Origin of the sequence: Ideonella margarita (assembly GCF_038066635.1) — a bacterium.
GTDB lineage: Bacteria > Pseudomonadota > Gammaproteobacteria > Burkholderiales > Burkholderiaceae_C > Ideonella > Ideonella margarita.
In genome coordinates, this window is sequence record NZ_JBBUTI010000011.1 from 79862 (window position 1) to 103496 (window position 23635).

Here is a 23635-nt window from a genome sequence, read left to right on the forward strand (position 1 = left end):
TGATGCTTGCTGCAGCCCCTGATCGGGCTGCCTGGCCCTGCCTTGCCCCACCGGCCAGGCAGGGCTTTTTTGTTTTACTTCTGAATCAGATGGATGCCGTGCCTCATGGCCGGCACATGGGGTTTTCCTCCTCTATTTAGTTCAAACAAGTAAGTAAATTGGGCGCTCCACTCGAATTTGGTGACCACACCAGCACCGGAGACAACCATGCGCCCTGCCCGCTCGCTTCGCAACACCGCCCCGTTGAAAAACCGCCGTGCCGCCGATGCGGCTTGGCTGGCCGCGCAGGCGGTGTCTGCATGCGCCGCAATGGCGATGGCCTCCTCCGCAGCTGGCGCGGCCACGGGTGCCGCGCGCCCGGCCACGTTGCAAGGCACCTGCACCGAACTCACTCTGAAGCTGGCGGCCCTGCCCGGCACCACCATCACGGGCAGCACCTCGTTGGCCGCCGGCACGCTGAAGGCAGGCGCCAATGAGGTGCCCGCGCATTGCCTGGTGACCGGCCAGATGCTGCCGCGCACCAGCCCGGTCGACGGCCAGCCCTACGCCATCGGCTTTGAAATGCGACTGCCGCTGGCCTGGAACGGCCGCTTCTTCCACCAGGGCAATGGCGGCATCGATGGCCGCGTGCTGCCCGCCACCGGCGGCTTTGGTGGCGGCGTCACCACCCACGCGCTGCTGCAGGGCTTTGCGGTGCTCAGCTCAGACGCTGGCCACACCGCGGCCGCCGGCCCGGCCTTCGGCATCGACCCCCAAGCGCGGCTGGACTACGGCTACCAGGCGGTGGGCAAGCTCACGCCCATGGCCAAGTCGGTGATCGAGGAGGCCTACGGCAAGTTGCCTGATCGCTCCTACTTCGGTGGCTGCTCAAACGGTGGCCGCCACGCGTTGGTGGCCGCGTCGCGTTATGCCGATGACTACGACGGCTTCGTGGCCGGCGCCCCCGGCTTCAACCTGCCCAAGGCGGCGGTGGCCAACATCGCCAGCGCACAGCGCCTGGCCCGCGTGGCCACCAAAGCCGATGACCTGAACACCGCCTTCACGCCGGCCGAGCGCCAGGCGCTCTCGAACGCCGTGCTGGCCAAATGCGATGCACTCGATGGCGCCACAGACGGCCTGATTCAAGACACCGCCGCCTGCCAGCGCAGCTTCAGCTTCGAACGCGACGTGCCCACCTGCACCGGTGAGCGCGACGGCAGCTGCCTCACCACCGCGCAGAAGGCGGCCATCGGCCCGCGCTTCAGCGGCACTCTCACCAGCACGGGCGCGCCGGTCTACAGCAGCTTCCCGTTTGACGGTGGCCATGGTGCGGCCGGCATCGGCTTCTGGATGTTCACCGCGCCGCTGGCGCTCGACTCCGGCTCGGTCGGCCATATCTTCAAGGTGCCACCGGCGCCGGTGGCGGGCTTCAATGGCCCGGCGTTTTCGCTCGCGGCCAACATCGACGAACTGGTGGCGCAGATCAACGCCACCAACAGCACGTACACCGAATCGGCGATGAGCTTCATGACGCCTCCCAAGCCCACCGAGCTCAGCACCCTGAAGGCCAGAGGCGGCAAGGTGCTGGTGTTCCACGGCGTGAGCGACGCGATCTTTTCCGCCAACGACACCGCCCGCTGGGTCGATGCCGTGGCTGCCGCCAATGGCGGCCAGGCCGGCAGCTTCCTGCGCTACTTCCCGGTGCCCGGCATGGGCCATTGCTCGGGCGGGCCAGCCACCGACCAGTTCGACCTGGTCTCGGCCATCGTCGCCTGGGTGGAAGCTGGCCAGGCCCCTGAGCGCATCACCGCCAGCGCACGCGGCGCCGGCAATGCGGGCGGCGTGAATGCCGACGTGCCGGCCAGCTGGCCCGCCAACCGCACGCGGCCGCTGTGCGCTTACCCCACCGTGGCCCGCTACGTGGGCAGCGGTGACGTGGAATCGGCTGCCAGCTTCCGCTGCCGATGACGGTCACCGTGCCCATGCAGACCTGTTGCCGAGGGGTTCAGTGGGCCGGGATATCCAGGATCCGGATCGAGGCACCCGCAGGATCAACCGCATCGACGATGAGCAGCTTCCCCGCCAGCTCATCCCTCAGCGAGGCACCGGGCAACAGCGTGACATCACTGTCGGTCATCCCCCCGCCGCTGGCAGGTGTCGCATCCACCAAGGCGTTGATGAGGCCATTGCTGGTGTAGGTCATGCTTCGCACGATGACGCCGCGTGTGAACGCCGAATTGGCCGGCCAATTCTCGAAACCCTCCTGCGCTTGACGGTATTCCAGGATCAGGTAGCTGCCGTCCGATCGAGGAATACGAAACCCCTGAATGGGCGCCTCGGTGCCCAGCACGCCCAAGCGGTACGCGCCTGGCTTGTAGATCACTGGAACTTCCTGGTCGGTCAACCAGCCGGCGTACAAGCGATAGTCCACCGGGAATAGCCGAAGCCCACCGCCACCCACCGTGTCGGTGGGGTCGTCTATTTTGCCCACCGTGCATCGATCACCGACACTCACCGCACCATCAACCGCCGGGCAGTCCCGCAACGACACTGGATGGGAGAACCCCATACTGTGCCCAAATTCGTGCGTCCATACCCATGGTTTGTAGCCAGTGCCTGCAGACACCACGAAGCGACCAGGTACCGCCGCAATACCTGCCCAGCCGCAATTCAATGGTGAGGTTTCAACGAAGATGTAATCAAAGTCTTCGGGATTGATACCGTTGGCGCGCGCCGCCTTCGCTGCGCTCGCAACCATCGCATTGTGGTCGCAGTCCGTTTGTTTCGGCCCCAGCGAAACACCAGGCAGCATGGTCCCCTTCAGCGTCAATTTCCCACGTGAAGCCAAGGACAGAAAATGTGACAGCGATGCGAAATCCGCACCATCACCCAGCACGGCCTTGCGCACCCTTTCCGGCGCTGGTGCGGCATCCCCATCAAAATGGCCGACGACGAGCAATGCCGTCTTTTCCCCGACCACAGGACGCTTGCGCGATTCGATGCTGCCCTCAAAGTGCCACCATTTTTCCGCCTCCAAAGGCTTTGCCACCAGCGCTACCCGATCGCTTTCTGGCATGGCGCTGAGCAAACCACCCCCCTGCCCTCGATAAGAGTTTGAAAACGCGAGGCGGCCGTTCGCACCGGTGGTAATGGTGGGCCAGCCGATTTGTGACGAAAAGCTGGCCGAACCATTGCAAGGAAACATGGTGACGTCACCAGGCTGAGTGCCATTGGCAGGCGTTCCGAGGCAGATGGCCTCGCCCTTGGTGCTGTTGAGTGCGGAGCGGATCTTCTGGTATTGCCCCGCAGGCCCAATGGTCCACATTTGCGCCTCGGCGCCAGCACACGCCGCGAACACGACCGACCTCCGGTCGTCGTTCAGCGTCAAACACTTGCCTTCGCCGTGCAGTTCGTTGCGCAGTTGACCAAAGACCTGATGAACCACCGCCGCAGTGACTGCGGGGGTTTCCGGCGCGGACGCGGCAGGGGGCGGGGCTGCAACGACCGCCGAGGCAGCACCGGAGGCGGGTGTCGCGGCGGCATCAGGCGCAGGCGCTGAAGCCGGAACATCTGGCGTCGCAGGTGCGACTTGGCCCGAGGATCCGCCACCACACCCAGATATAGCCAAAGAGGCGCCGACGCATGCGACATATCTCCAAGATTTAATCAATTTCACTTTTTACCTTTACCAATATAGTTGAAACCGCCGATAAAGCTCAGCAGAATTTAATTCTAAACATCAAGCCCACAAACCTACCCCTCGGCAGGACCGGGAATTTCAACTCACTACATCATTTGCACCAACACGCAGAAACGATATTTACGGAAACACGTCAAAAGCATTCAGCTTGAAATATCAACACACCAACATGCGCAAGCAGAAACACTTGAAACCTATTCAAATAAAATATTGTTCTCACGCGCAGGCAAGCCCCCCGGCAACGGAGTGGCCCGAACGACGAGGCACACACAGGCGAATTGGCCAACTGGCCCAAGAAGCATCCAACGCCACCATGCGGGTGCGCTCGAACTGGTGATGGCGCAACGCGCTACGGGGCAGCACACCCACCCCCACTTGGGCCTCCGCCATCGCAATCATGGCGGCGTGGCTAGGCACGGTGGCGCGAATGTCCAGCGCATGCCGGATACCGTTGTCCTGAGATGCCCCACACGCCAAAAATTGCTGAATTGCCGAACGATGGTTGAGCACGACATGCGGCCACAAGCGGCAATCGTCCAGGCCCACCTGCAGCTTCACGGCCGGATACCAGGCCTTGGGGATGAGCGCAACGTGCTCGACGTGGCTGTCGGCGCAGACCAGCATGTCGTCGTGGTGCAGGTCCAAGTCGAGCACACCCACATCCGCACCGTGACTGGCCACCAATGCCACCACTTGGTTGGCCGGATGCTCTTCCACGGTCACCGTCAGTCCGGCGCAATCGGCGAAGACGGCGCGCAGGCCATCCACCATGTTTACCCCTGCACAGGACGGCGTGGTCACAAGTCGCAGACGTGAAGTGACGCCATCGGCATGCCGAGCCAGGTCGATGCGCAGGGCATTCAAGGCGGCCATGCAGCGCCGCGCATGCTCGATCAGGGCGACACCGGCCACCGTGGCCGTCACGCCGCGCGGGTGCTGGTCAAACAGCGTCGCGCCGAGCATAGCCTCCAGGTGCTGCAAGCGAAGCCTGGTTGCCGAAGCAGTCAAGCAACACGCAGCGCCTCCCGCAATGACGTGTCCAGAATCAGCCACGGCCAGCAGCAGTTTGAGATCGGTGATGTCGTACTTCATGCGATGAACGCCGGCCCGGCAGACGCGAACGCGGCGAATTGGGGAACGGCTGCCCGGTCACGGAGCAGCCCGGATGGCAGGAAGGAATAGAATTTTCGGGAGGGATGGCGCGAAATAAAAGAACCATCGATGGAATTCACTCCTCCGTCCATCGCGCTGCTTGTAGCCAATCGCACACCAACCGGCGAGCCACCACATGCCCTCAGACAGCCTTCGAAACGCAACCAGGCCCTTGCTGGCAGCAGACCTGTTGTTGCCACCCGAGGTTCGACAAGAGTTGCTGCTTCTTGCGCAGCGACAGTTGCTGGAAGATCGCCAATGGGTGTGCCAGAGCGGCGACCCTGCTGAGGCGCTGTTCGGTGTCGTCCGTGGAACCCTCAGGGTCAGCGTCTTGGCACCGAATGGCGCGGAAGCGGTGGTCTCGGTGCTGGAACCGGGCCATTGGTTCGGCGACATTTCACTCTTCAGCGCCCTGCCTCGCTTCAATCACGTGCAGGCGGTCGGTCCTGCCGAAATTGCCGTGATTCCGGCGTCGGAATTCCATGCACTGATCGCGAGAAGGCCGGACATCCACATGGCCTTCACCAAACTGCTCAGCCACCGGCTGCGGGTCATGATGGCGTGGATCGACGATGTCATCCTTCACCCGCTGCCAGTCCGGCTGGCAACCCGACTTCTGGCGATAGACCATCGATCTCAGGATGAGCCATATCGGTCGCACTTCGTCAACATGTCGCAAGACGACTTGGCGGCATCGCTGGGCGTGTCGCGTCAAAGCGTGAACCGACAACTGAAGCTTTGGGAAAAGGACGGCACCCTGCGCGTTCATTACCGAAGGATCGAGTTGCTGAACCTGAAACAACTGATGGCGCACGCTCAACCCTGCGCTTGACGAGGCGCGCGCGTTGCAACGCCCGCAACACCGCGTTGCAAGTCGCCGGCAAGAAGTGTTCATCAATGCCAAAAGGCGTCAGTTCTAGCGCCATGAGGTGGTCAGACTCGCTGCATTCACTCACTTCCGAGCCTTGCACCATGATGCGGTCCGATCATCGCGCGCCCCCGGCCTTGCCACCTGCAGCACCACCTCTGTTCGACCTTGTCAGTCTGCGCTGCACCTTGCCAGCAGCCTGCCGCAGTGCGGGGCGGCCATGACCAGGCTCATCGATTACAACGAACTGGCCAGTTTCATCAGCGTCATCGAGTCGGGGAGCTATGCCGAGGCCTCGCGTGCGCTGGGCGTGCCCGCCAACACCCTGAGTCGCCGAGTGCAAAGCCTGGAATCAGCCTTGGGTGTCAGGCTCATTCATCGATCCACCCGCCAGATGGCCATGACGCCAGCTGGCCGGTTACTGTTTGATCACTGCAAGGACGCCACCGACAAGATGGCGAGTGCCAGCCGTATGCTTGCCGCCAAGACGCAAAGCGCGGCAGGCACCTTGCGCATTGCCGCACCCGTCGACTTCTTCGATTTCTTCAATGCAGCCTGGCTCGATGAGTTCCTTGGCTATTACCAAGACTTGCGGCTGGAGCTGTTGCTGAGCGATCGCAACGTCAACCTGATTGGTGACCGGATTGACGTGGCGCTTCGCCGCGGGAACTTGGTCAGTTCTGGCCTGGTCGCCAAACGACTGGCCACCAACCATCACCTGCTGGTGGCCTCGCCCGTCTACCTGGGCACCCGGGGCAGGCCAACCGCTATCGAGCAATTGGCCGACCATGCCTGCGTCATCACGCCGACCGCCGATGGCAGGAATCTATGGCGCTTGCACACGGCATATGGCATTGAGGAGGTGGTGGTGCAGGGGCGCGTGGGTGCAGACAATCGGCAGGCCATGCGAAATGCCGCACTCGGAGCGCTAGGCATCGCGCTGGTGCCTGAGGCGCTCGTTCGTGCAGACCTGGCCGCGGGTCGATTGCAGCGCGTGCTGCATGGCGTGCACCACGACGGTGGCGGCCTGCATGCTGTCTTCGTGGGCGGCGGGCCTATCCCTCTGGCTGCCTCGCTGTTTGCCACCTTTGTCGGTGACAAGCTGCGTGCCGACCATGCCGGAACGGTGCAGCAACTGCTGGCTGCATGACCGCCAAACCACCAAGCGCCCAGGTTGGTGAAACAACCGTGTACATCGCTCACGCAGTTGCAGCCAGGGTGTCACGCTTGGCAGGGCATTCGGTCGCTGGATGCCACCTCAGCCCACGCAGAATGCGGTGACACACCCTGCCATGAACCGGGCATCGAGATGTGGCCAGGACATCGCTGAATCACGCATGAGAATCAACGACATTGACTTGCAACTGGTGGTGGCCATCGCCCGCAATGGCAGCATCACCGAGGCAGCCAGCGCGTGTTGTCTGGCGCCCAGTTCGGCCAGTCTGCGCCTGAGAAATCTCGAAGATGCGCTGGGGGTGAGGCTATTTGATCGCACTGCGCAAGGCGTATTTCCTACCGATGCGGGCACCGTGATGGTGGCTCACGCCAACCGCTGCATCCAGGTGCTGTCGATGATGCGATCAGCCTTGTCGGAACATCGCGCCGGTCTGCGGTCGAACATACAGCTCAGCGTCAGCGAAATGGTTATTGGACCAGCGCTGACGCGCGACATCGGCGCCTTTCTCGGTGACGAGCGAAGTGCTCGGGTGAGCGTGCAGGAAGCAGTTGACGCGGACATCCCGTTGGCGGTCCTCGAAGGCAAGGCAGACCTCGGAATCACAACCTGTCGCACCGAGCTGCCCGACCTGCTCTGCCTGCCGTACAGGCGAGCACAGTACCTGCTGATCAGCGCCAACACTCCTGACGGCATGGCGGCGCCGCAATGGCCAGCAGCCCTCGCGGCCCCTTTGGTGACCTTGCGCTCAGCGCCAGCCTTGCGCAGGCATCTGCATGAAGAAGCCGCTCGCATCGGGAAGCGACTGGACGTGCGCCTTGAGGTCGACAGTCACGACTGCCTGATCGACATGGTGCGCCAGGGGGTCGGCGCTGGCGTACTGCCTACGGCAGCCCTCGCTGGCCATTCCACGGCAGGCCTGCTGAGACAAGCCATTCCGACCGGCTGGGCCAGCGCCATGTTCTACGTCTGCGCGTCGGCGCACGCGGAGCACACGCATCAACTCGCTCGCCGTTTGCTTGAGGCCCTGCACCGGGCACCGTCCTTGCCCATGCCGGACGCGACAACGCCACCCGTACGGTCAGGGGCGCGAGTTTTTCCGAATCCAGGGACCTAAGGACCTCGCTCGACAGCATGGCCCGTGCGCGCAGATCATTGACGCTCACACCGCAGCGGCGGACGCCTGACGTCAAGGAATCACTGTTGACCTGCCATTCCGACCCCACGTTAACAACCCACGCGGCAGCGTGGCCACCACTGCGCATTTGGGGCATACGCCTCTCCGCCGAACTACAACGAAACCTGATTGGGCAGGTGAGTACACGCCAAAGCCCAACGGGACAACGCTGGATCCTGGCGTCGGCGCCGCCAGCTGATGCATGCATCGTCGGTGGCCCGATCGCGCCGAGCCTGTTGCCCATCACGGCCACCATCCCGTTCCGCGTCTGGCTGTTTGATCCTGCACCTGACGCAGGTGCAGCCATGAGCACGGTCAAGCTGGCAGATCGTGCGCTGCCCCGCAACGTGCCCCAGGCGTTGGCGTGCATTGACACCCTGCAAACGTTGCGCTCGGCCACCACAGGGCCGTTCGCGCCAGGCTCGCCGGTAACTGTCCTCCCACCCGAGGCGATGCGCGATCTGGTCTGGCACCGTTTCAAGCTTTGCCGCTGGCCCAGCGCCAGCCTCATGGCTCGCCACACCTGGGCTTACAGACTGTCCCCGTTTTTGGCCAATACCCATCTATCGCTTCCACACCTCGTCACGCTCAGCGGCGTGCCGCCATCACACTGTTTGGCCTTTCTGCGCGACATGCTTTCGCATCAATGTCTGCGGGTGGACCTGTATGCAGAACGCTGGCCCCTGTCTGTCCAGCTGCCGACGCTGTCGGCCCAGGTGAGCCACCCTGTCACAGGCACCGTCAACCGAACCGTTTCAGCAGACGCCGCACCGGAGACCCGCACCACCACGTCTCGGACACGGATCCCGGCGGAGCGCCTCGGCCTGCTGGCACGCCTGCGCCAACAATTGGGGCTGGTGCATGACCAGCCCTGAGCGTCGTCAGCCACCCGCCGAGACCGATCTGAAACTGGTCTTCGCCGGCCCGCCGGGTGCCGGCAAGACCACCGCCATCGGGCAATTGAGCGAGGTGCCGGCCCTGTCCACCGAGGTGACCAGCACCGAGCTGGGGCTAGGCAAGTCCACCACCACCGTGGGCCTGGACTACGGCGAGCTGGCCCTGGGCACCGACGGCCGGGTGCGCCTGTTCGGCATGCCCGGGCAAGCCCGCTTCAGCTTCCTCTGGCCCGTTCTGGTGCGTGGGGCCACCGGCATCATCGTGCTGCTGAATGGCGAGCGCGACGATCCGCTGGCCGATCTGGGGCTGGTACTGCATCACCTGCAGGATGAGCTGCAAACCACCGCCTGCGTGGTGGGTTTGAGTCGCACCGGCCACCAAGCCAAAGCCGACAAGTTGGGTGACGCGGTAGCCGCCACCCTGGCCGCCGCGGGTCTGGCGCTGCCAGTGATGGCGGTAGACACCCGCGAGCGGCCGCAAGTGCTGGCGCTGATGAGCGCCGTGATCGACCTCGCCGAGGCTCAGGCGGGTCTGTCAGCGCTGGCAGTTACCGACAGTCATGACCAAGCCGAAACCAGTGCCGGCCCGTCTGCCCCATTCGCCAAGACTTCGCCCCGATGACCGCCTCTGAACACCCGCAGGCTCATCGCCTGACCCACCTCCTGCTCAATGACATCGACGGCGCGCACTGCGTGCTGATGGCGTCGGCGGACGGCCTGGCATGGGCGCACGCCGCGCGCAGCGACCTGGACACCGACCGCCTGGCCGCCATCGTCAGCTCGCTGGGCGCGCTCGGCAGCGCCGCTGCGCTGGCCACCGGCGCCGGCCCGCTGCAATGCCTGGTGGTTGAAGGCGACGCCGGGCGCGTGGTGGCCCGCATGGCGCACGTGGACGGACAGCCCGTGCTGGTGGCGGTGTGCTGCGACACCCGCGCCACGCTCGGCATGGTCCGGGTGCAACTGAATGCGCTGGACACCCGCTGACGTGGCGCCGCTCACCCTTTCCCCAACCCTGAAGAAAGCCAACATGACCTTCTCCATCAAAACTGGACTCGCCGACCTGCTGCTGGCCGATGGCGCGCTGTGCGCTGCCATCGTCGATTCCGACAGCGGCATGATGCTCGGCTCAGCCGGCACCGGCGTCGACCTTGAAATGGCCGCCGCCGGCAACACCGAGGTCGTCCGGGCCAAGCTCAAGACGATGCGCCAGCTCGGGCTGAACGACGACATCGAGGACATGCTCATCACCCTGGGCAAGCAGTACCACATCATCCGGCTGGTCAAGTCCAAGCCCGGCGTGTTCATTTACTACGTGCTCGACCGCGTCAAGTCCAACCTCGCGCTGGCCCGGCGCCGCGCGAGTGATGTGGAGCAGCAGCTGACGTATTGAGGGCGGTTGCGCCGCGGCCTCAGGTCACCGGCGCCGGGTTGAACAGCACCAGCGCGTTGTGCAGCTGGTGCTGCTCAGCCCAGGTTCTTTCACCGCTGGCCACGGCCAGCATCAGCTCGAACAAGGCTTCGCCGGCCTGCTCGATGGTCTGCTCGCCATCGGCGATGCGACCGGCGTTCAGGTCCATCAGGTCATGCCAGCGGCGAGCCAGTTCTGAGCGCGTCGCCACCTTGATGACCGGGCATTCCGCCAGGCCATACGGCGTGCCGCGACCGGTGGTGAACACATGCAGGTTCATGCCGGCGGCCAGTTGCAAGGTGCCGCAGATGAAGTCGCTGGCGGGCGTGGCGGCAAACACCAGGCCGCGTTGATCACGCCGCAGCTTTTCACCGGGTGCCAGCACATGCGAGATCGCCGAGCTGCCGCTCTTGATGATCGAGCCCATGGCCTTCTCGACGATGTTCGACAAGCCGCCCGCCTTGTTGCCCGGCGTGGTGTTGGCCGACCTGTCGACCCGGCCGCGCTCCAGGTAACGGTCGTACCAGCCCAGCTCGCGGACGATGGCCTCGGCCACGGCCACGCTCGCCGCGCGGCTGGTCAACTGCTCAACGGCGTCGCGCACCTCGGTGTTCTCGCTGAACATCACGGTAGCGCCAGCACGCACCAGCAGGTCGGCGGCATGGCCAACGGCCGGGTTGGCGGTCACGCCTGAAAACGCATCCGAGCCACCGCACTGCACACCCACCACCAGCTCGCTCACCGGCACGGGTTCACGGCGGCGGGCGTTCAGGCGGGCCAGCACAGGCCGCGCCCGCTCGACGATGTCATCGAGCATCGACATGAAGCCGATGTGCGCCGCGTCTTGCAGGCACACGGTGTCGGGCCCATCCTCGGCCGAGCGGCCATCACGAATGGGAAAGCTGCCAGGCGGCAACAGGCGCGAAGGCTGCAGCTTTTCGCAGCCCAGGCTGACCACCAGCACCTCGCAGCCGAAGTTGGGGTTCAGACTGATGTGGCGCAGGGTGCGGATCGGAATGATCGCGTCCGGTGCGTCAATGGCCACGCCGCAGCCATAGCTGTGCTCCAGGCCCACCACGCCGTCGACGTTCGGGAACTGCGGCAGCAACTCGCGCTCGATGCGCCGAACCGCCTGCGCCACCACGCCCGCCACGCACTGCACCGTGGCGGTGATGGCCAGCAGGTTGCGCGTGCCCACCGAGCCATCGGCATTGCGAAAACCCATGAAGGTGCGGCCCGTCAGTGCCGCCGCCACAGGTGCGGGCTGGGTGGCCATGGGCAGGCCGGTCAGCGCACGGGCGCCCGGCATGTCCAGCAGCTTTTCATGCACCCAGCGGCCCGCCTGGATGGCCGTTCGTGCAGTGCCGATGGGCACGTTGTAGCGCCGCACTTCAGCGCCCGCAGGCAGATCACACAGCGCCACCTTGTGGCCTTGCGGCACGGCGTCGAGCAGGATCAGCCCGGCGCCCGGCATGCCGGCCGGCAACACGGTGCCTGCCGGCAAGCCGCCGTCGTTGGCCACGATGGCCACGTGGTCGGCCGGGTGCATGGCAATGGTCAGCGGCGAGGGAGCAAGGGCAGTCACGGGAAAACTTTCAATCAGGGGAGACGGGCAACAGACGCGGGCCAGCCACTCAATCCAGCGTGACCTTGCCTTCGCGGGCCACGCGCTGCCACTTGAGCAGCTCGATGCGGCTGAATTCCTGGAACTGGGCGGGCGTGTTGACCTGGTGGCTCATGCCCAGGGTGTCCATGCGCGCCTTCACATCGGCCGAGGCGAGGATCTTCTCGATCTCCGCGTTCAGGCGGTTCACCACTGCGGGCGGCGTGGCGGCCGGCGCGTAGATGGCCTGCCAGCTGGCCACGTCAAACGCGGGCACGCCGGCTTCCTGCATGGTGGGCACCTGCGGCAGAGCAGCCGCCCGCTGCGTGGTGGTGACGGCCAGCGCGCGCAGCTTGCCGCTCTGGATGTGGGGCAGCGCCACCGTCACGGTTTCGAAGCTGGACGGCACCTGGTTGCCGATCACGTCCTGGATGGCGGGCGCACTGCCCTTGTAGGGCACATGCGCCAGGTCAGCGCCGGCCAGCAGCTTGAACATCTCACCCGACATGTGCTGCGAGCTGCCCTGGCCGGCGCTGGCGAATGCGATGGTGTCGGGCTTGGCCTTGGCCGCCGCGATCAGGTCCTTGACTGACTTGTAGGGCTGATCGGTGCCCACCAGCAACACGTTGGGGATGCTGCCGAGCAGGTTCACGAAGGCGAAATCCTTGCTGGCGTCGTAGGGCATCTTGGGCCGCATGGCCGGGTTGATGGCGTGGCTGGCCACGGTGCCCAGCAGCAAGGTGTAGCCATCGGCCGGCGACTTGGCCACCACGTCAGCCCCGACCACACCACCCGCGCCCGCCCGGTTTTCAACGATGACCGTCTGCTTGAGCGCCACCTGCAGCTTCTCGGCCAGCAGGCGCCCGAGGATGTCGCTGGTGCCGCCGGCCGCGAACGGCACCACCAGCTTGATGGGCTTGGCAGCGGGCCAGGCCTCGTCGGCGAGCGCCACACCCGGTGCGGCACTCAGGCCCATCAGCGAGGCAGAGAAGATCAAGGCGGAACGACGGCGCATGGGGGTCTCCAGTGACTGAGTTATAGGTTGTCTGACAACCAGAGCGCACTTTATCGGTTTGCGCTGCGCTGTTAACTCGGGTAAATCCCATGCAAACAGACATCGGCACCCCAAACAGGTCGAGTTGTATGATGACATCATCATCCGGAGGCTGATCAACCAGCCGCCGCCCTGCCCCACCAAACCCCAGATCGCCCACGATGCGCCCCGCCCTGCTGCAAACCGGCCCCTTGATTCCCGCGCTCGAAGACCGTCTCGCGGAGCGGTTCGAGGTCACGCATCTGAAGGCCCAGGGAGACCCCATCGATTACCTGCGCAGGGAGGGCCAGCGCTTTGTCGCCATTGCCAGTTCGGCCGCCATCGGCTTTGAGGCCGCCCTGCTGCCGCACCTGCCCGCACTGCAGGTGGTGAGCCACTTCGGCGTCGGGCTGGACCGCCTGCCGGTCGGCGAACTCAAGGCCCGCGGGGTGGCGGTGTCCAGCACCTCCGGCGTGCTGGACCAATGTGTGGCGGATGCTGCCTGGGCCTTGCTGCTGGCCACGGCCCGGCGCGTCACCCAAGCCGATCAGTACGTGCGCAGCGGCGAGTGGGCCCGGAACGGCTTGAACCGCTTTGCCCTGGGCCGGCGCGTGAGTGGCGCCCGGCTGGGCGTGGTGGGCATGGGGCACATCGGCCAGGCGATCGCCCGCCGCGCGGACGGCTTCGACATGCACGTGGCGTACCACACCCGGAACGCCGTGGCGGGCTGCCGCTGGCCCCATGTGCCGGTGCTGACCGACCTCGCCAGGCAAAGCGATTTCCTCGTGGTCATCACCGCGGGTGGGCCGGCCACGCGCCACCTGATCAACGCCGACGTGCTGGCCGCCCTGGGGACGCGCGGCTTTCTGGTGAACGTGTCGCGTGGCAGCGTGGTGGATGAAGCCTCGCTGCTGGCCGCGCTGCACAGCGGCGGCATCGCCGGTGCCGGGCTGGACGTGTTCGAGCAGGAGCCGGCGATCAATGAGGCCTGGCGCACCGCCCCCAACACCGTGTTGATGCCGCATGCGGCCAGCGCCACCGAAGAGACCCGGCAGGCCATGGCCGATCTGGTGGTGGACAACCTCGACAGCTTCTTCGCCACTGGGGGCCTGCTGACGCCGCTGTGAATGGCGCGGCGTGGCCAAGAGCGCTTTCAGATCCCGGACAATAGCCCCCACCTCCTTCCTTCATCGCCTGCGCACCCACCCATGTCCGAGCTCACCCTGCCCCGTCGCCGTTCCCGTACCCTGGCGCAGGAATTGGTGGCCGCCCTGGAAGTTCGGATTCAGGACGGTCGTCTTCCGCCGGGCGAAAAGCTGCCCACCGAAGCGGCCGTGATGGCCGAGTACGGGGTCAGCCGCACCGTCGTGCGCGAGGCCATCTCGCGCCTGCAGGCGGCCGGGCTGGTGAGCACCCGGCACGGTGTGGGCACCTTCGTGGCCGAGCGCACGGAGGAGCCCGGCTTTCGCATCCGCCCCGCGCAGATGGGCACGCTGCAGGAGGTGATCGCGGTGCTGGAGTTGCGCATCGGCCTGGAAACCGAGGCCGCCGCGCTGGCCGCCCAACGCCGCACCGAAGCGCAATTGCTGGCGATGCGCCAGGCGCTGGACCAGCTGGCCGAGGCGATCGAGCATGGTGAAGACGCCGTGGCCGCCGACTTCCAGTTCCACCTCGAGATTGCCCGCGCCACGCAGAACGACCACTACGTGCAGTTCATGAACGCGCTGGGCAAGCAACTCATCCCGCGCGCCCGGCTGGACGATGAATCTGACGAAGCGCGCACCCAGCGCCAGGTGTTTTTGCGCCGGGTGAATGCCGAGCACGAAAGCATCCTGGACGCCCTCACCGCCGGTGACCCCGACGCTGCCCGCGCGGCCATGCGCACCCACCTGGGCAACAGCCGCGAACGCCGTCGCCGCAGCCAGGTCACCGCCAGCGCCACCCCGGCCACCGACGCACGCGGCTGAACCCGAAAGCCTGAAACCTCAGGCAAACCCTGAGGAAATGTAATTAGGATCTCTTGGTTGTATGTTGTACGATGACGTATCACTTAACGGAGATCGCCATGTCGCCCCAAGAACTCAAACAAGTCCTCGAATCCGGTCTGCTGTCGTTCCCGCTGACCGACTTCGACGCGCAGCTGAACTTCGAGCCCAAGGGCTACGCCGAGCGCCTGGAATGGCTGCAGCCCTACGGCGCATCGGCCTTGTTCGCCGCCGGCGGCACGGGTGAGTTCTTCTCGCTGGAGCCGGGCGAGTACAGCGACGTGATCCGCGTGGCGCTCGACACCTGCCGCGGCCGCACGCCCATCCTGGCCGGTGCCGGTGGCGCCACCCGCGTGGCCATCCAATACGCCCAAGAGGCCGAGCGCCTGGGCGCCCAGGGCATCCTGCTGCTGCCGCACTACCTGACCGAAGCCAGCCAGGAAGGCCTGATCGCCCACGTGCAGGCCGTCTGCCGCAGCGTCAAGTTCGGTGTGGTGGTCTACAACCGCGGCGCCTGCCGCCTCACGCCCGCCAGCCTGCAAGTGCTGGCCGACACCTGCCCCAACCTGATCGGCTTCAAGGACGGCTTCGGCGACATCGAGAAGTTCGTCGCCATCCGCCAGACGCTGGGTGAACGCTTCGCCTACCTGGGTGGCCTGCCGACCGCCGAGTTGTTTGCCGGCGCCTACAAGGCGATGGGCTGCCCGGTGTATTCCTCGGCCGTCTTCAACTTCATCCCGAAGACCGCGATGGACTTCTACAACGCCCATGCCGCTGGCGACACCGCCACCTGCGACCGCCTGATCCGCGACTTCTTCCTGCCCTACATCGCGCTGCGCAACAAGGGTGAAGGTTATGCCGTGTCCATCGTGAAGGCGGGTGCCGCCATCGCGGGTCACTCGGCCGGCCCGGTGCGCCCGCCGCTGAGCGATCTGCATCACGCCGAGGTGGAAGAGTTGCGTGCCTTGATGGCCCCGCTCGGCGCGCAATAAGCGCTGCCTGCATCGCACTCACAACCAGACGGAGACAACCCCATGAAGCGCTTGCTCGCAGCCCTCGGTTTCAGCCTGTTGGCCACAGTGGCCGCGGCCCAGGCCTGGCCCGCCAAACCCGTGACCCTGGTCGTGCCCTTCCCGCCGGGGGGCTCCACCGACACGGTGGCGCGCACCGTGGCCACCAAGCTGCAGGAGCGGCTGGGGCAGACCTTCATCGTCGAGAACAAGGCCGGCGCCACGGGCACCATCGGTGCGACGCAGGTCAAGCGTTCACCGGCCGATGGCCATACCTTCATGGTCACGTCGCTGGGGCCGCTGGTGGTGGCGCCGCATCTGCTCAAAAACGTGGCCTACGACGCCAGCAAAGACTTCGATCTGATGTCGGTGCTGGTGCAGGCGCCGAACGTGCTGGTGGTGCCCGCCACCTCACCGCTCAAGAGCGTGGCCGAGGTCATCGCGCAGATGAAAGCGACGCCCGACAAGATGAGCTTCGCCTCGTCGGGCAACGGCTCGTCCGACCACCTCACCATCGAGTTGTTCTGGCTGCAGACCGCCACCAGCGGGCTGCACATTCCGTACAAGGGCGGCGCCCCGGCGATTTCCGATCTGCTGGGCGGCCAGGTGGAAGCCTCGTTCCAGAACGTGAATGCGGTGCTGCAGCACATCAACGCGGGCAAGCTGAAGGCCCTGGCCGTGACCGGCGACAAGCGCTCTGCCGTGCTGCCCGCCGTGCCCACCCTGGCCGAGGCCGGCGTGAAGGGCGTGGACGTGTATTCCTGGCAAGCCATCGTGGCGCCCAAGGGCCTGCCGGCCGATGTGCGCAGCCGCATGGGCGAAGCACTGACGGCCGCGCTGGCGGATGCCAAGGTCCGCCAGCAGTTCACCGCGGTGGGCCTGGAAATCGTGGGCAACACGCCTGAACAATTCACCACCTTCCAGGCGCGCGAAAACGCCCGCTGGAAGCAACTCATCGAGACCCGCAAGATCACCGCGGACTGACAGCACCCATGGTACACGACACCCCCCGCATCACAGCCCTGCGCGTCATCCCGGTGGCCGGGCGCGACGGCATGCTGCTGAACCTCTCGGGCGCCCACGCGCCGTTTTTCACCCGCAACCTGCTGATCCTCACCGACAGCGCGGGCCGCACCGGCGTGGGCGAAGTGCCCGGCGGCGAGAAGATCCGCCAGACCCTGGAAGACGCCAGCGCCCATGTGGTGGGCCAGTACGTGGGCCACCACCTGAACGTATTGCAGAACGTGCAGAAGGCCTTCGCTGACCGCGACAGCGGCGGCCGGGGCCTGCAGACGTTCGACTTGCGCATCACCATCCATGCGGTGGCCGCCATTGAATCGGCCATGCTCGACCTGCTCGGCCAGCACCTGGGCCTGCCGGTGTGCGACCTGCTCGGCGAAGGCCGGCAGCGCGACAGCGTCGAGATGCTGGGCTACCTGTTTTTTGTGGGCGACCGCTCGAAGACCGACCTGCCCTACGCCAGCCCCGCCGATGAAGCGGACGACGCTGACGACTGGTGCCGGCTGCGCCACGAAGCCGCGATGACGCCCGACGCCGTGGTGCGCCTGGCCGAAGCCGCCCGCGCCCGCTACGGCTTCAACGATTTCAAGCTCAAGGGCGGCGTGCTGGCCGGTGATGCCGAAGTGGACGCCGTGGTGGCCCTGCATGAGCGCTTCCCCGATGCCCGCGTCACGCTCGACCCCAACGGCGGCTGGCTGCTGAAAGACGCCATCCGCCTGGGCCAGCGCATGCGCGGCGTGGTGGCTTATGCCGAAGACCCGTGCGGCGCCGAAGGCGGGTTTTCCGGCCGCGAGGTGATGGCCGAATTCCGGCGCGCCACCGGCCTGCCCACGGCCACCAACATGATCGCCACCGACTGGCGCCAGTTCGTGCATGCGCTCAGCCTGCAGAGCGTCGACATTCCCTTGGCAGATCCGCACTTCTGGACCATGGCCGGCAGCGTGCGCGTGGCGCAAACCTGCCGCGACTGGGGCCTGACCTGGGGCTCGCATTCGAACAACCACTTCGATGTGTCGCTGGGCATGTTCACCCATGTCGGCGCGGCTGCGCCGGGCAAGGTGACGGCGATCGACACCCACTGGATCTGGCAGGACGGCCAGCGCCTGACCAAGGATCCGCTGCAGATCATCGACGGCCATGTGCACGTGCCCAGTCGGCCGGGCCTGGGCGTCGAGCTCGACATGGTCGAGGTGGAGAAGGCCCACCAGCTGTACCTGCAGCACGGCCTGGGCGCGCGCGACGACGCCATGGCCATGCAATTCCTGATTCCCGGCTGGCAGTTCGACAACAAGCGCCCTTGCCTGGTGCGTTGAACCCCGCCTTCACAGACCGAGCTCACCCCATCCCATGACACAAGTTCTGAACGCCATCAACGCACGCACCGGCGACGTGCTGGGTCACGTCGACGCCACCACCCCGGAAGCACTCGACGCCCACTGCCGTGCAGCCGCACACGCCTTTGCCGACTGGCAAACCACCACCGGCGAGACCCGCGCCAAGCTGCTGCGCGCGCTGGCCGCCGGCCTGGAAGCCGAGCGTGAGGTGCTGGTGCCGCTGGCCGACCAGGAAACGGCGCTGGGTGCCGGCCGCCTGAACGGTGAGCTGGACCGCACGGCCTTTCAGCTGCGCCGCTTTGCCGACATCGCCGAGCGCGGTGAGAGCTTCGCTCGGGTCGACGACCCCGCCGTGGCCGGCCCGCCACCCGCCGGGCACCCGGCCATGCAGCGCTGGAGCCTGCCGCTGGGCCCGGTGGCCATGTTCAGCGCCAGCAACTTCCCGTTTGCGTTCTCGGTGCTGGGCGGCGACACCGCCTCGGCGCTGGCCGCCGGTTGCCCCGTGGTGATCAAGGCGCACAGCGGCCACCTGCTGCTGTCTGCGGCCGTGTTCGCGCTGTGCCAACGCGTGCTGAAGGCCGAAGGCCTGCCCGCCGGGTTGATCGGCATGGTGCAAGGCGGCGGCCGTGATGTGGGTGTGCGCCTGGTGCGCCATCCGGCCATCGCCGCAGGTGCCTTCACCGGCTCCACCCAGGGCGGCGCGGCACTGGCGGCTGAAGCGGCTGCGCGGCCCCGGCCGATTCCGTTCTTCGGCGAACTGGGCTCGGTCAACCCGGTGGTGGCCACGCCGGCGGAATTGGCGGCCAACGGCGCTGCCCTGGCCACGACGCTGGCCGGCTCCATCGCGCTGGGCTGCGGACAGTTCTGCACCAACCCGGGCGTGATCGTGCTGATCGATGGCGACGGCGGCCGAGCGATCAACGACAGCTTTGTCGAGCAGTTGCGCACGGCGCTGGCCACCCAGCAGCCGCACGCCATGCTCACCCGCGCGATGCGCGGCGCGTTTGAGGCCGGCGTGGGCCACTGGGCAGAAGCTGGCGCCACGCTCTTGCTGAGCGAGCCCGCCGCTGCCGACCAGCCACCGCGCCCGGTGCTGGCGCAAACCAGCGCGCAGGCCTTCGTGGCCACGCCCGCCCTGCGCGAAGAAGTGTTCGGCCCGAGCAGCCTGGTGGTGCGCGCCGCCGATGTGAGCGAAGCGCTGCAAGTGCTGCAGGCCGTGGGCGGCTCACTCACGGTGACGCTGTGGGGCACCCATACCGACACCGCTGACCACCGCGCCCTGGTGCGCGGCGCCATGGCCATCGCCGGCCGCGTGCTGTTCGCCGGTGTGCCCACCGGCGTGGCCGTGACGGCAGCCCAGCAACACGGCGGCCCGTGGCCCAGCAGCACCCGCCCGGAAAGCACCTCGGTGGGCGATGCCGCGCTGTCGCGCTTCCTGCGGCCGGTGTGCCTGCAAGACGCACCAGCCTGGCTGCTGCAGCGCGGCGGACGGCCGGTCTGAGCACAGGCTGAGCGCGGACAGATACACCACAACACACAGGAGACAGCATGACCACCACACGCCGCCGATTTCTCGCCTGCACCGCCCTGACGGCAGGCACGGGCCTGTCGCTCAACGCCCTGGCCGTGGAGCAGGCCGCCCCGGCCTGGCCCACCAAGCCGATCCGCATCATCGTGCCTTACACGCCGGGTGGCTCCTCGGACATCATCGCCCGCGCCTTGGCAACGCCGTTGCAGCAGGCGCTGGGCCAGACCGTCATCGTCGAGAACAAGCCCGGCGCCAATGGCAATACCGGGGCAGACGCGGTGGCCAAGGCGAACGACGACCATACCCTGCTGCTGTGTGATGTGGGGGCGCTGGCCATCTCTGCGTCGGTCTACAAGCGCCTGCCGTTTGACCCCGCGAAAGACCTGCGCGGCGTGACGATGCTGGCCTACTCGCCGCACCTGCTGGTGGTGCACCCGTCGGTCAAGGCCAACAACCTCAAGGAGCTGGTGGCACTGTCCCAGCGCGAGCCGCTGAACTTCGCCGTCACCGCCATCGGCAGTGCACCGCACCTGGCCGGCGCAGCCGTCGAGCAGGCCACCGGCGCCAGCTGGCAGTACATCCCGTACAAAGGCGGCTCGCAATCGATTCAGGACACCATCGCCGGCCAGACGCAGGTCTTGATGAACGGCATGCTGGCCACCCTGCCCCATGTGCAGAGCGGCAAGCTAAAGGTGATCGGCGTGTCCAAATCAAGCCGGGTGCCGCTGCTGGCCCAGGTGCCCACCGTCGCCGAGCAAGGCGTGACCGGATTCGAGTCAGGCACCTGGCAAGGCCTGCTGGTGCCACGCAACTTTCCGGCTCCGGCGCTGCAGAAGTTGTCGGCCGAGCTGACCCGCATCATCCGCTCGCCCGAGGTGCGCGAACGGCTGGTGGCGCAAGGCGCCGAGGTCTACACCATGACGCCCCAGGAGTTCAGCGGCTTTTTCAGCCAGCAGCGCCAGACCTGGGCCAGCGTGGTGAAGAAGGGCAACATCAGCGCAGAGTGAGGCCCCAGGGCCCAGCTCAACCCGGCGCGCCTGTGCGCTGGCGAACAGCACCGCGCGCCTGGACGACAGAGACGCAAGGACACCGGGAAGCAGGCCACCAGCCTGCGCGCCTCGTCGGGTCGGTTCGATGGCGCACCCCGATCACGGGCCGCGCCTGAAGGGCGGTGGCTGGAGGTGCAGGTGTTGTGGCGCTGAAGCGGCCGACGCAGAAGCGGACGCAGAAAAGGGCCGGACAAAGAAAAACGGCCTGACGTTGCCGTCAGGCCGTTGATCTTCAACACGATATGTTTGGTGGGCCCTGAGTGACTCGAACACTCGACCTACGGATTAAGAGTCCGCTGCTCTACCAACTGAGCTAAGAGCCCTTCTTTTGGAAGGGAGTGCATTGCTGCACATCACCAAATTCTTTTTGAAAGCCGCGTGGTTATTTGCAAATCACGCGTCCCGTCAAGCCTTGCATTCTAGGACAGATTCAGCAGCTTTGGCAAGCCCCCGCCGAATATTTCGTGTCGAACCGATCTGGCTCAGCGCGAGACCACCACGCTGCCTGACAACAGCAGCTCGCTGAGCAAGGCCCGGCAATCGGCCACGGGCAAGCCGCTGGCCGCAGCGAGGCTGCGCACACCCATCGGACGCACGCTGAGCATGTTGACGACCCGCAGCATCGGCAGCCCGGGCGCAAGGGCGTCGTCCGGCGGCCAGGACGCCAGTGAAAAGCGGCGATGGCTTTCCGCCACCAAGGCCGCCACATGGCGCTGCTGTTGGTGGCGGTGAATCACCTCGGCCACCAACCTGAAGGTGGCGTACGACAGGGGCCGCAGCATCACCACCACGCCCGCCGTCGGCACCAGTTCGCCCGGGTCGAGCACCACCACCGGCAAGGCTTGGCGCTGTCTCCACCAGGAGCGTTGCCTGGCAGCCATGGGCGGCGACACCCGGACATCCACCGGCCCCTTGTCCACCAACTGCCAGCGGGCACCGTGGTCTTCAAACAGGTGGTGCACAAAAGTACCGAAGGTCCTGGCATCCGCGGCCGTCAAACCTTCCAGTTGCACGCGCATGGGCGGCAGTGCCGGGCCGGGCCAGATGGCGGGCCCATCTCGCTCAATGGAATAGGTCATGCACATCCACTTCGTCGGGCAGCGGCTGGCGCTGCGGGCGCGTCTCATCGGCGTCGACCCGCCCGGCCTGTTTCACCGGCCATCGGGCACGACACCACAAGGCAGCTCGCGTCCCCAGGGTTTGCTGGATGAGCTGGCCGGCCCGGTGCTGCCAACCCGGCGTCAGGTGGGCCGCCGGGGAGCGCGCGCGCACCGCCTGGCGCAGCAGCTGAGCCACCATGGCGAGCCCCATGCCGGGTTTCTCGCCGAAGGCCCGGCGGTACGGGAATCGACCGGGCGGCGGCATGCCAATCTGCACCACGTGCACGCCAAATGGCAGCAGCTCCATGCGCAGGCAGGCCAGCCACACCGTCAGCGCGCTCTGGCTGGCCGTAACCCAGGCCGATTGCGGCGTGGTGCCGGCCCGCATCGCACCACTCACCTGCACGATGCGGCCTCGGCCCTGGGCACGCATGGCCGGCAACAAGAGCTGAACCAGTTGGGTCAAGCCCAGAAAGTGCCGCTCGCAGGCCAGGCCGCCGCGGCTGGCGACGCAGCCGCGCTCATGCGGATGAACGTCGATGGCCGCGCGGATGTCCACATCGGCGGCCGCGCAATGCACCAGCACCTCGACCGCCGGATGCAGCATGCCGAGCAGGCGCGACAACCCGAACACATCGCTGTCGCAGGCCGGATCCAGTTGCACCGGCGTGGCGCCCATGCGCCGCAGCACGCCCAGGTAATTCGGCGAATGGCCGGTGGCATACACATGGAAGCCGTCGTCCATCAAGGTGCGAACCACCGTCTGGCCCAGCACCGAATCAGCCCCCAGCACCACCGCCGCGCGCGCGCCCTGGGTCATCATGGCCGCTCCGGCAAGGCGTCGATGAACAACGAGAAGGCGCGGCAGGCGGCTTGGGCCATGCAGTCCAGCTCTTGCTGGCTGTAAAGCAGACCGTTCAAGGTGTGGCTCCAGCCCTGGAAGTGGATGCGCAACGAACCCACATGCTGGAAGTAGCGCGACGCTGTCACCCGCTCATCGCCGCTGCGCGCCAGTTGATCGGCCAGGAAGGTCGCACCGAACGTCGAGCCCATCATCACGTACTGCAAGCCCAGGCAGTCGATCATGCCGGTGGCCAGGCCCGCCGGCCGCATCGACAGCTCAGGCACAGGCGACACCTCCACGGACGCGAGCTGATGCAGGTCTTCACGCAGCCAGTCGCTCCAGGGCTGGGTGGGCACCCCCAAGGCCTGCGACAGATCACAGCCGTGGGCGTCCAGCGCCTGCTCGATCAGCTGGACAGGGCGCTGCAAGGACAGCAGTGCCAGCTTCAGATCAGCGGCGCTGCAATCAGGCTCCTGCAGGCGGCGCATGGCTGCATGGGCGTCAAGTTGGGTATGGAAGGGCACGGTGGCGAGGCGCAGCACTTGCAAGGCATGCCCACGAAACTGGGATGCGCCCTTGACGGGCGAAGGCTGAAGCAGAGAGCCATGTGTCATGGATGGGCGTCGCTGGACGTCAGATTGAAACTACAACCGGAAGTCTCCGCGCCTGCCTTCCCGTACACCTTCAGCCCACCTTAATTCCATCTGAATTCAGCAGCACGCGCGCCGCAAACCCGGACAAACAGATCGATCGATCGAGGACCGCTGCTATCACG

22 protein-coding genes and 1 tRNA gene are annotated in these 23635 nt (G+C 66.2%); 15 read left to right on the forward strand and 8 right to left on the reverse strand.

The window, feature by feature from the left end; genetic code table 11:
• The first annotated feature begins 207 nt into the window (after window positions 1–207).
• A complete protein-coding gene (locus AACH00_RS15660) occupies window positions 208–1947 on the forward strand; it encodes a tannase/feruloyl esterase family alpha/beta hydrolase (protein ID WP_423221948.1) in 1740 nt (579 codons plus the stop codon).
• A 37-nt stretch (window positions 1948–1984) separates the two neighbouring features.
• Here the strand turns inward: AACH00_RS15660 and AACH00_RS15665 are convergent, their stop codons facing one another.
• Both AACH00_RS15665 and AACH00_RS15670 read right to left on the reverse strand, forming a co-directional pair.
• Window positions 1985–3424 (reverse strand): carbohydrate-binding protein, encoded by a 1440-nt coding sequence (locus AACH00_RS15665; RefSeq protein ID WP_341400106.1) that lies wholly within the window; start codon window positions 3422–3424, stop codon window positions 1985–1987.
• Window positions 3425–3895: 471 nt separating this feature from the next.
• Entirely contained in the window at window positions 3896–4771 is an 876-nt protein-coding gene (locus AACH00_RS15670; RefSeq protein WP_341400107.1) for a LysR family transcriptional regulator, read from the reverse strand.
• A gap of 232 nt (window positions 4772–5003) precedes the next feature.
• Here AACH00_RS15670 and AACH00_RS15675 point away from each other — a divergent pair, with 232 nt between their 5' ends.
• The 7 genes from AACH00_RS15675 to AACH00_RS15705 all read left to right on the forward strand — a co-directional run bounded on the left by AACH00_RS15675 (window position 5004) and on the right by AACH00_RS15705 (window position 10336).
• Window positions 5004–5663: a Crp/Fnr family transcriptional regulator gene (locus AACH00_RS15675; protein WP_341400108.1), complete on the forward strand. Its 660-nt coding sequence runs from the start codon at window positions 5004–5006 to the stop codon at window positions 5661–5663.
• Between the two features lie 256 nt (window positions 5664–5919).
• Window positions 5920–6849 carry a LysR family transcriptional regulator gene (locus AACH00_RS15680; protein WP_341400109.1) on the forward strand — a complete coding sequence of 310 codons (930 nt, stop codon included), beginning with the start codon at window positions 5920–5922 and terminating at the stop codon, window positions 6847–6849.
• A gap of 142 nt (window positions 6850–6991) precedes the next feature.
• Window positions 6992–7990: a LysR family transcriptional regulator gene (locus tag AACH00_RS15685; RefSeq protein WP_341400110.1), complete on the forward strand. Its 999-nt coding sequence runs from the start codon at window positions 6992–6994 to the stop codon at window positions 7988–7990.
• Between the two features lie 365 nt (window positions 7991–8355).
• Complete coding sequence (locus AACH00_RS15690; RefSeq protein WP_341400111.1) at window positions 8356–8925, forward strand: hypothetical protein; 570 nt, start codon at window positions 8356–8358, stop codon at window positions 8923–8925.
• Entirely contained in the window at window positions 8912–9568 is a 657-nt protein-coding gene (locus AACH00_RS15695) for a GTP-binding protein (protein WP_341400112.1), read from the forward strand. Before AACH00_RS15690 ends, AACH00_RS15695 begins: the two co-directional genes overlap by 14 nt.
• Window positions 9565–9930, forward strand: coding sequence for a roadblock/LC7 domain-containing protein (locus AACH00_RS15700; RefSeq protein WP_341400113.1), 366 nt, complete (start codon window positions 9565–9567; stop codon window positions 9928–9930). The genes AACH00_RS15695 and AACH00_RS15700 overlap by 4 nt, the downstream gene beginning before the upstream one ends.
• Window positions 9931–9973: 43 nt before the next feature.
• Complete coding sequence (locus tag AACH00_RS15705) at window positions 9974–10336, forward strand: hypothetical protein (RefSeq protein ID WP_341400114.1); 363 nt, start codon at window positions 9974–9976, stop codon at window positions 10334–10336.
• A 19-nt stretch (window positions 10337–10355) separates the two neighbouring features.
• On the opposite strand, the gene garD is transcribed toward AACH00_RS15705, so the two are convergent.
• Together garD and AACH00_RS15715 are read right to left on the reverse strand one after the other, a co-directional pair.
• The gene (gene garD / locus AACH00_RS15710; protein WP_341400178.1) at window positions 10356–11903 is read right to left on the reverse strand and encodes a galactarate dehydratase; all 1548 of its coding nucleotides are present in this window, start codon (window positions 11901–11903) and stop codon (window positions 10356–10358) included.
• 85 nt (window positions 11904–11988) lie between these two features.
• Window positions 11989–12972 carry a tripartite tricarboxylate transporter substrate binding protein gene (locus AACH00_RS15715; protein WP_341400115.1) on the reverse strand — a complete coding sequence of 328 codons (984 nt, stop codon included), beginning with the start codon at window positions 12970–12972 and terminating at the stop codon, window positions 11989–11991.
• A 200-nt stretch (window positions 12973–13172) separates the two neighbouring features.
• Between AACH00_RS15715 and AACH00_RS15720 the strand changes: the two genes are divergently transcribed.
• The 7 genes from AACH00_RS15720 to AACH00_RS15750 all read left to right on the forward strand — a co-directional run bounded on the left by AACH00_RS15720 (window position 13173) and on the right by AACH00_RS15750 (window position 20874).
• On the forward strand, window positions 13173–14117 hold the full coding sequence (locus AACH00_RS15720; RefSeq protein WP_341400116.1) for a 2-hydroxyacid dehydrogenase: 945 nt from the start codon (window positions 13173–13175) through the stop codon (window positions 14115–14117).
• A gap of 81 nt (window positions 14118–14198) precedes the next feature.
• Window positions 14199–14957, forward strand: a complete 759-nt coding sequence (locus tag AACH00_RS15725; RefSeq protein WP_341400117.1) for a FadR/GntR family transcriptional regulator — start codon at window positions 14199–14201, stop codon at window positions 14955–14957.
• 98 nt (window positions 14958–15055) lie between these two features.
• On the forward strand, window positions 15056–15967 hold the full coding sequence (gene kdgD / locus AACH00_RS15730) for a 5-dehydro-4-deoxyglucarate dehydratase (protein ID WP_341400118.1): 912 nt from the start codon (window positions 15056–15058) through the stop codon (window positions 15965–15967).
• A gap of 42 nt (window positions 15968–16009) precedes the next feature.
• Window positions 16010–16969: a Bug family tripartite tricarboxylate transporter substrate binding protein gene (locus AACH00_RS15735; protein ID WP_341400119.1), complete on the forward strand. Its 960-nt coding sequence runs from the start codon at window positions 16010–16012 to the stop codon at window positions 16967–16969.
• Between the two features lie 8 nt (window positions 16970–16977).
• Window positions 16978–18318 carry a glucarate dehydratase gene (gene gudD / locus AACH00_RS15740; protein WP_341400120.1) on the forward strand — a complete coding sequence of 447 codons (1341 nt, stop codon included), beginning with the start codon at window positions 16978–16980 and terminating at the stop codon, window positions 18316–18318.
• A 34-nt stretch (window positions 18319–18352) separates the two neighbouring features.
• Window positions 18353–19840 carry an aldehyde dehydrogenase (NADP(+)) gene (locus AACH00_RS15745; protein WP_341400121.1) on the forward strand — a complete coding sequence of 496 codons (1488 nt, stop codon included), beginning with the start codon at window positions 18353–18355 and terminating at the stop codon, window positions 19838–19840.
• 47 nt (window positions 19841–19887) lie between these two features.
• A complete protein-coding gene (locus tag AACH00_RS15750; protein ID WP_341400122.1) occupies window positions 19888–20874 on the forward strand; it encodes a Bug family tripartite tricarboxylate transporter substrate binding protein in 987 nt (328 codons plus the stop codon).
• Window positions 20875–21163: 289 nt separating this feature from the next.
• Here the strand turns inward: AACH00_RS15750 and AACH00_RS15755 are convergent.
• From AACH00_RS15755 to AACH00_RS15770, 4 genes are all read right to left on the reverse strand, one after another.
• Window positions 21164–21239, reverse strand: a tRNA-Lys gene (locus tag AACH00_RS15755).
• Between the two features lie 159 nt (window positions 21240–21398).
• Entirely contained in the window at window positions 21399–21995 is a 597-nt protein-coding gene (locus AACH00_RS15760) for a DprA-like winged helix domain-containing protein (RefSeq protein WP_341400123.1), read from the reverse strand.
• Window positions 21979–22839: an SDR family NAD(P)-dependent oxidoreductase gene (locus tag AACH00_RS15765; protein WP_341400124.1), complete on the reverse strand. Its 861-nt coding sequence runs from the start codon at window positions 22837–22839 to the stop codon at window positions 21979–21981. The genes AACH00_RS15760 and AACH00_RS15765 overlap by 17 nt, the downstream gene beginning before the upstream one ends.
• Complete coding sequence (locus AACH00_RS15770; RefSeq protein WP_341400125.1) at window positions 22836–23474, reverse strand: biliverdin-producing heme oxygenase; 639 nt, start codon at window positions 23472–23474, stop codon at window positions 22836–22838. The genes AACH00_RS15765 and AACH00_RS15770 overlap by 4 nt, the downstream gene beginning before the upstream one ends.
• Window positions 23475–23635: the final 161 nt, after the last annotated feature.

Coding starts and splice junctions, on each gene's coding strand:
- gudD (WP_341400120.1), top strand. CDS start 16,978: ATGGTACACGACACCCCCCGCATCACAGCCCTGCGCGTCATCCCGGTG.
- kdgD (WP_341400118.1), top strand. CDS start 15,056: ATGTCGCCCCAAGAACTCAAACAAGTCCTCGAATCCGGTCTGCTGTCG.
- AACH00_RS15695 (WP_341400112.1), top strand. CDS start 8,912: ATGACCAGCCCTGAGCGTCGTCAGCCACCCGCCGAGACCGATCTGAAA.
- AACH00_RS15685 (WP_341400110.1), top strand. CDS start 6,992: ATGAACCGGGCATCGAGATGTGGCCAGGACATCGCTGAATCACGCATG.
- AACH00_RS15660 (WP_423221948.1), top strand. CDS start 208: ATGCGCCCTGCCCGCTCGCTTCGCAACACCGCCCCGTTGAAAAACCGC.
- AACH00_RS15760 (WP_341400123.1), bottom strand. CDS start 21,995: ATGACCTATTCCATTGAGCGAGATGGGCCCGCCATCTGGCCCGGCCCG.
- AACH00_RS15765 (WP_341400124.1), bottom strand. CDS start 22,839: ATGATGACCCAGGGCGCGCGCGCGGCGGTGGTGCTGGGGGCTGATTCG.
- AACH00_RS15745 (WP_341400121.1), top strand. CDS start 18,353: ATGACACAAGTTCTGAACGCCATCAACGCACGCACCGGCGACGTGCTG.
- AACH00_RS15670 (WP_341400107.1), bottom strand. CDS start 4,771: ATGAAGTACGACATCACCGATCTCAAACTGCTGCTGGCCGTGGCTGAT.
- AACH00_RS15700 (WP_341400113.1), top strand. CDS start 9,565: ATGACCGCCTCTGAACACCCGCAGGCTCATCGCCTGACCCACCTCCTG.
- AACH00_RS15690 (WP_341400111.1), top strand. CDS start 8,356: ATGAGCACGGTCAAGCTGGCAGATCGTGCGCTGCCCCGCAACGTGCCC.
- AACH00_RS15715 (WP_341400115.1), bottom strand. CDS start 12,972: ATGCGCCGTCGTTCCGCCTTGATCTTCTCTGCCTCGCTGATGGGCCTG.
- AACH00_RS15770 (WP_341400125.1), bottom strand. CDS start 23,474: ATGACACATGGCTCTCTGCTTCAGCCTTCGCCCGTCAAGGGCGCATCC.
- AACH00_RS15725 (WP_341400117.1), top strand. CDS start 14,199: ATGTCCGAGCTCACCCTGCCCCGTCGCCGTTCCCGTACCCTGGCGCAG.
- AACH00_RS15705 (WP_341400114.1), top strand. CDS start 9,974: ATGACCTTCTCCATCAAAACTGGACTCGCCGACCTGCTGCTGGCCGAT.
- garD (WP_341400178.1), bottom strand. CDS start 11,903: ATGCACCCGGCCGACCACGTGGCCATCGTGGCCAACGACGGCGGCTTG.
- AACH00_RS15750 (WP_341400122.1), top strand. CDS start 19,888: ATGACCACCACACGCCGCCGATTTCTCGCCTGCACCGCCCTGACGGCA.
- AACH00_RS15735 (WP_341400119.1), top strand. CDS start 16,010: ATGAAGCGCTTGCTCGCAGCCCTCGGTTTCAGCCTGTTGGCCACAGTG.
- AACH00_RS15680 (WP_341400109.1), top strand. CDS start 5,920: ATGACCAGGCTCATCGATTACAACGAACTGGCCAGTTTCATCAGCGTC.
- AACH00_RS15720 (WP_341400116.1), top strand. CDS start 13,173: ATGCGCCCCGCCCTGCTGCAAACCGGCCCCTTGATTCCCGCGCTCGAA.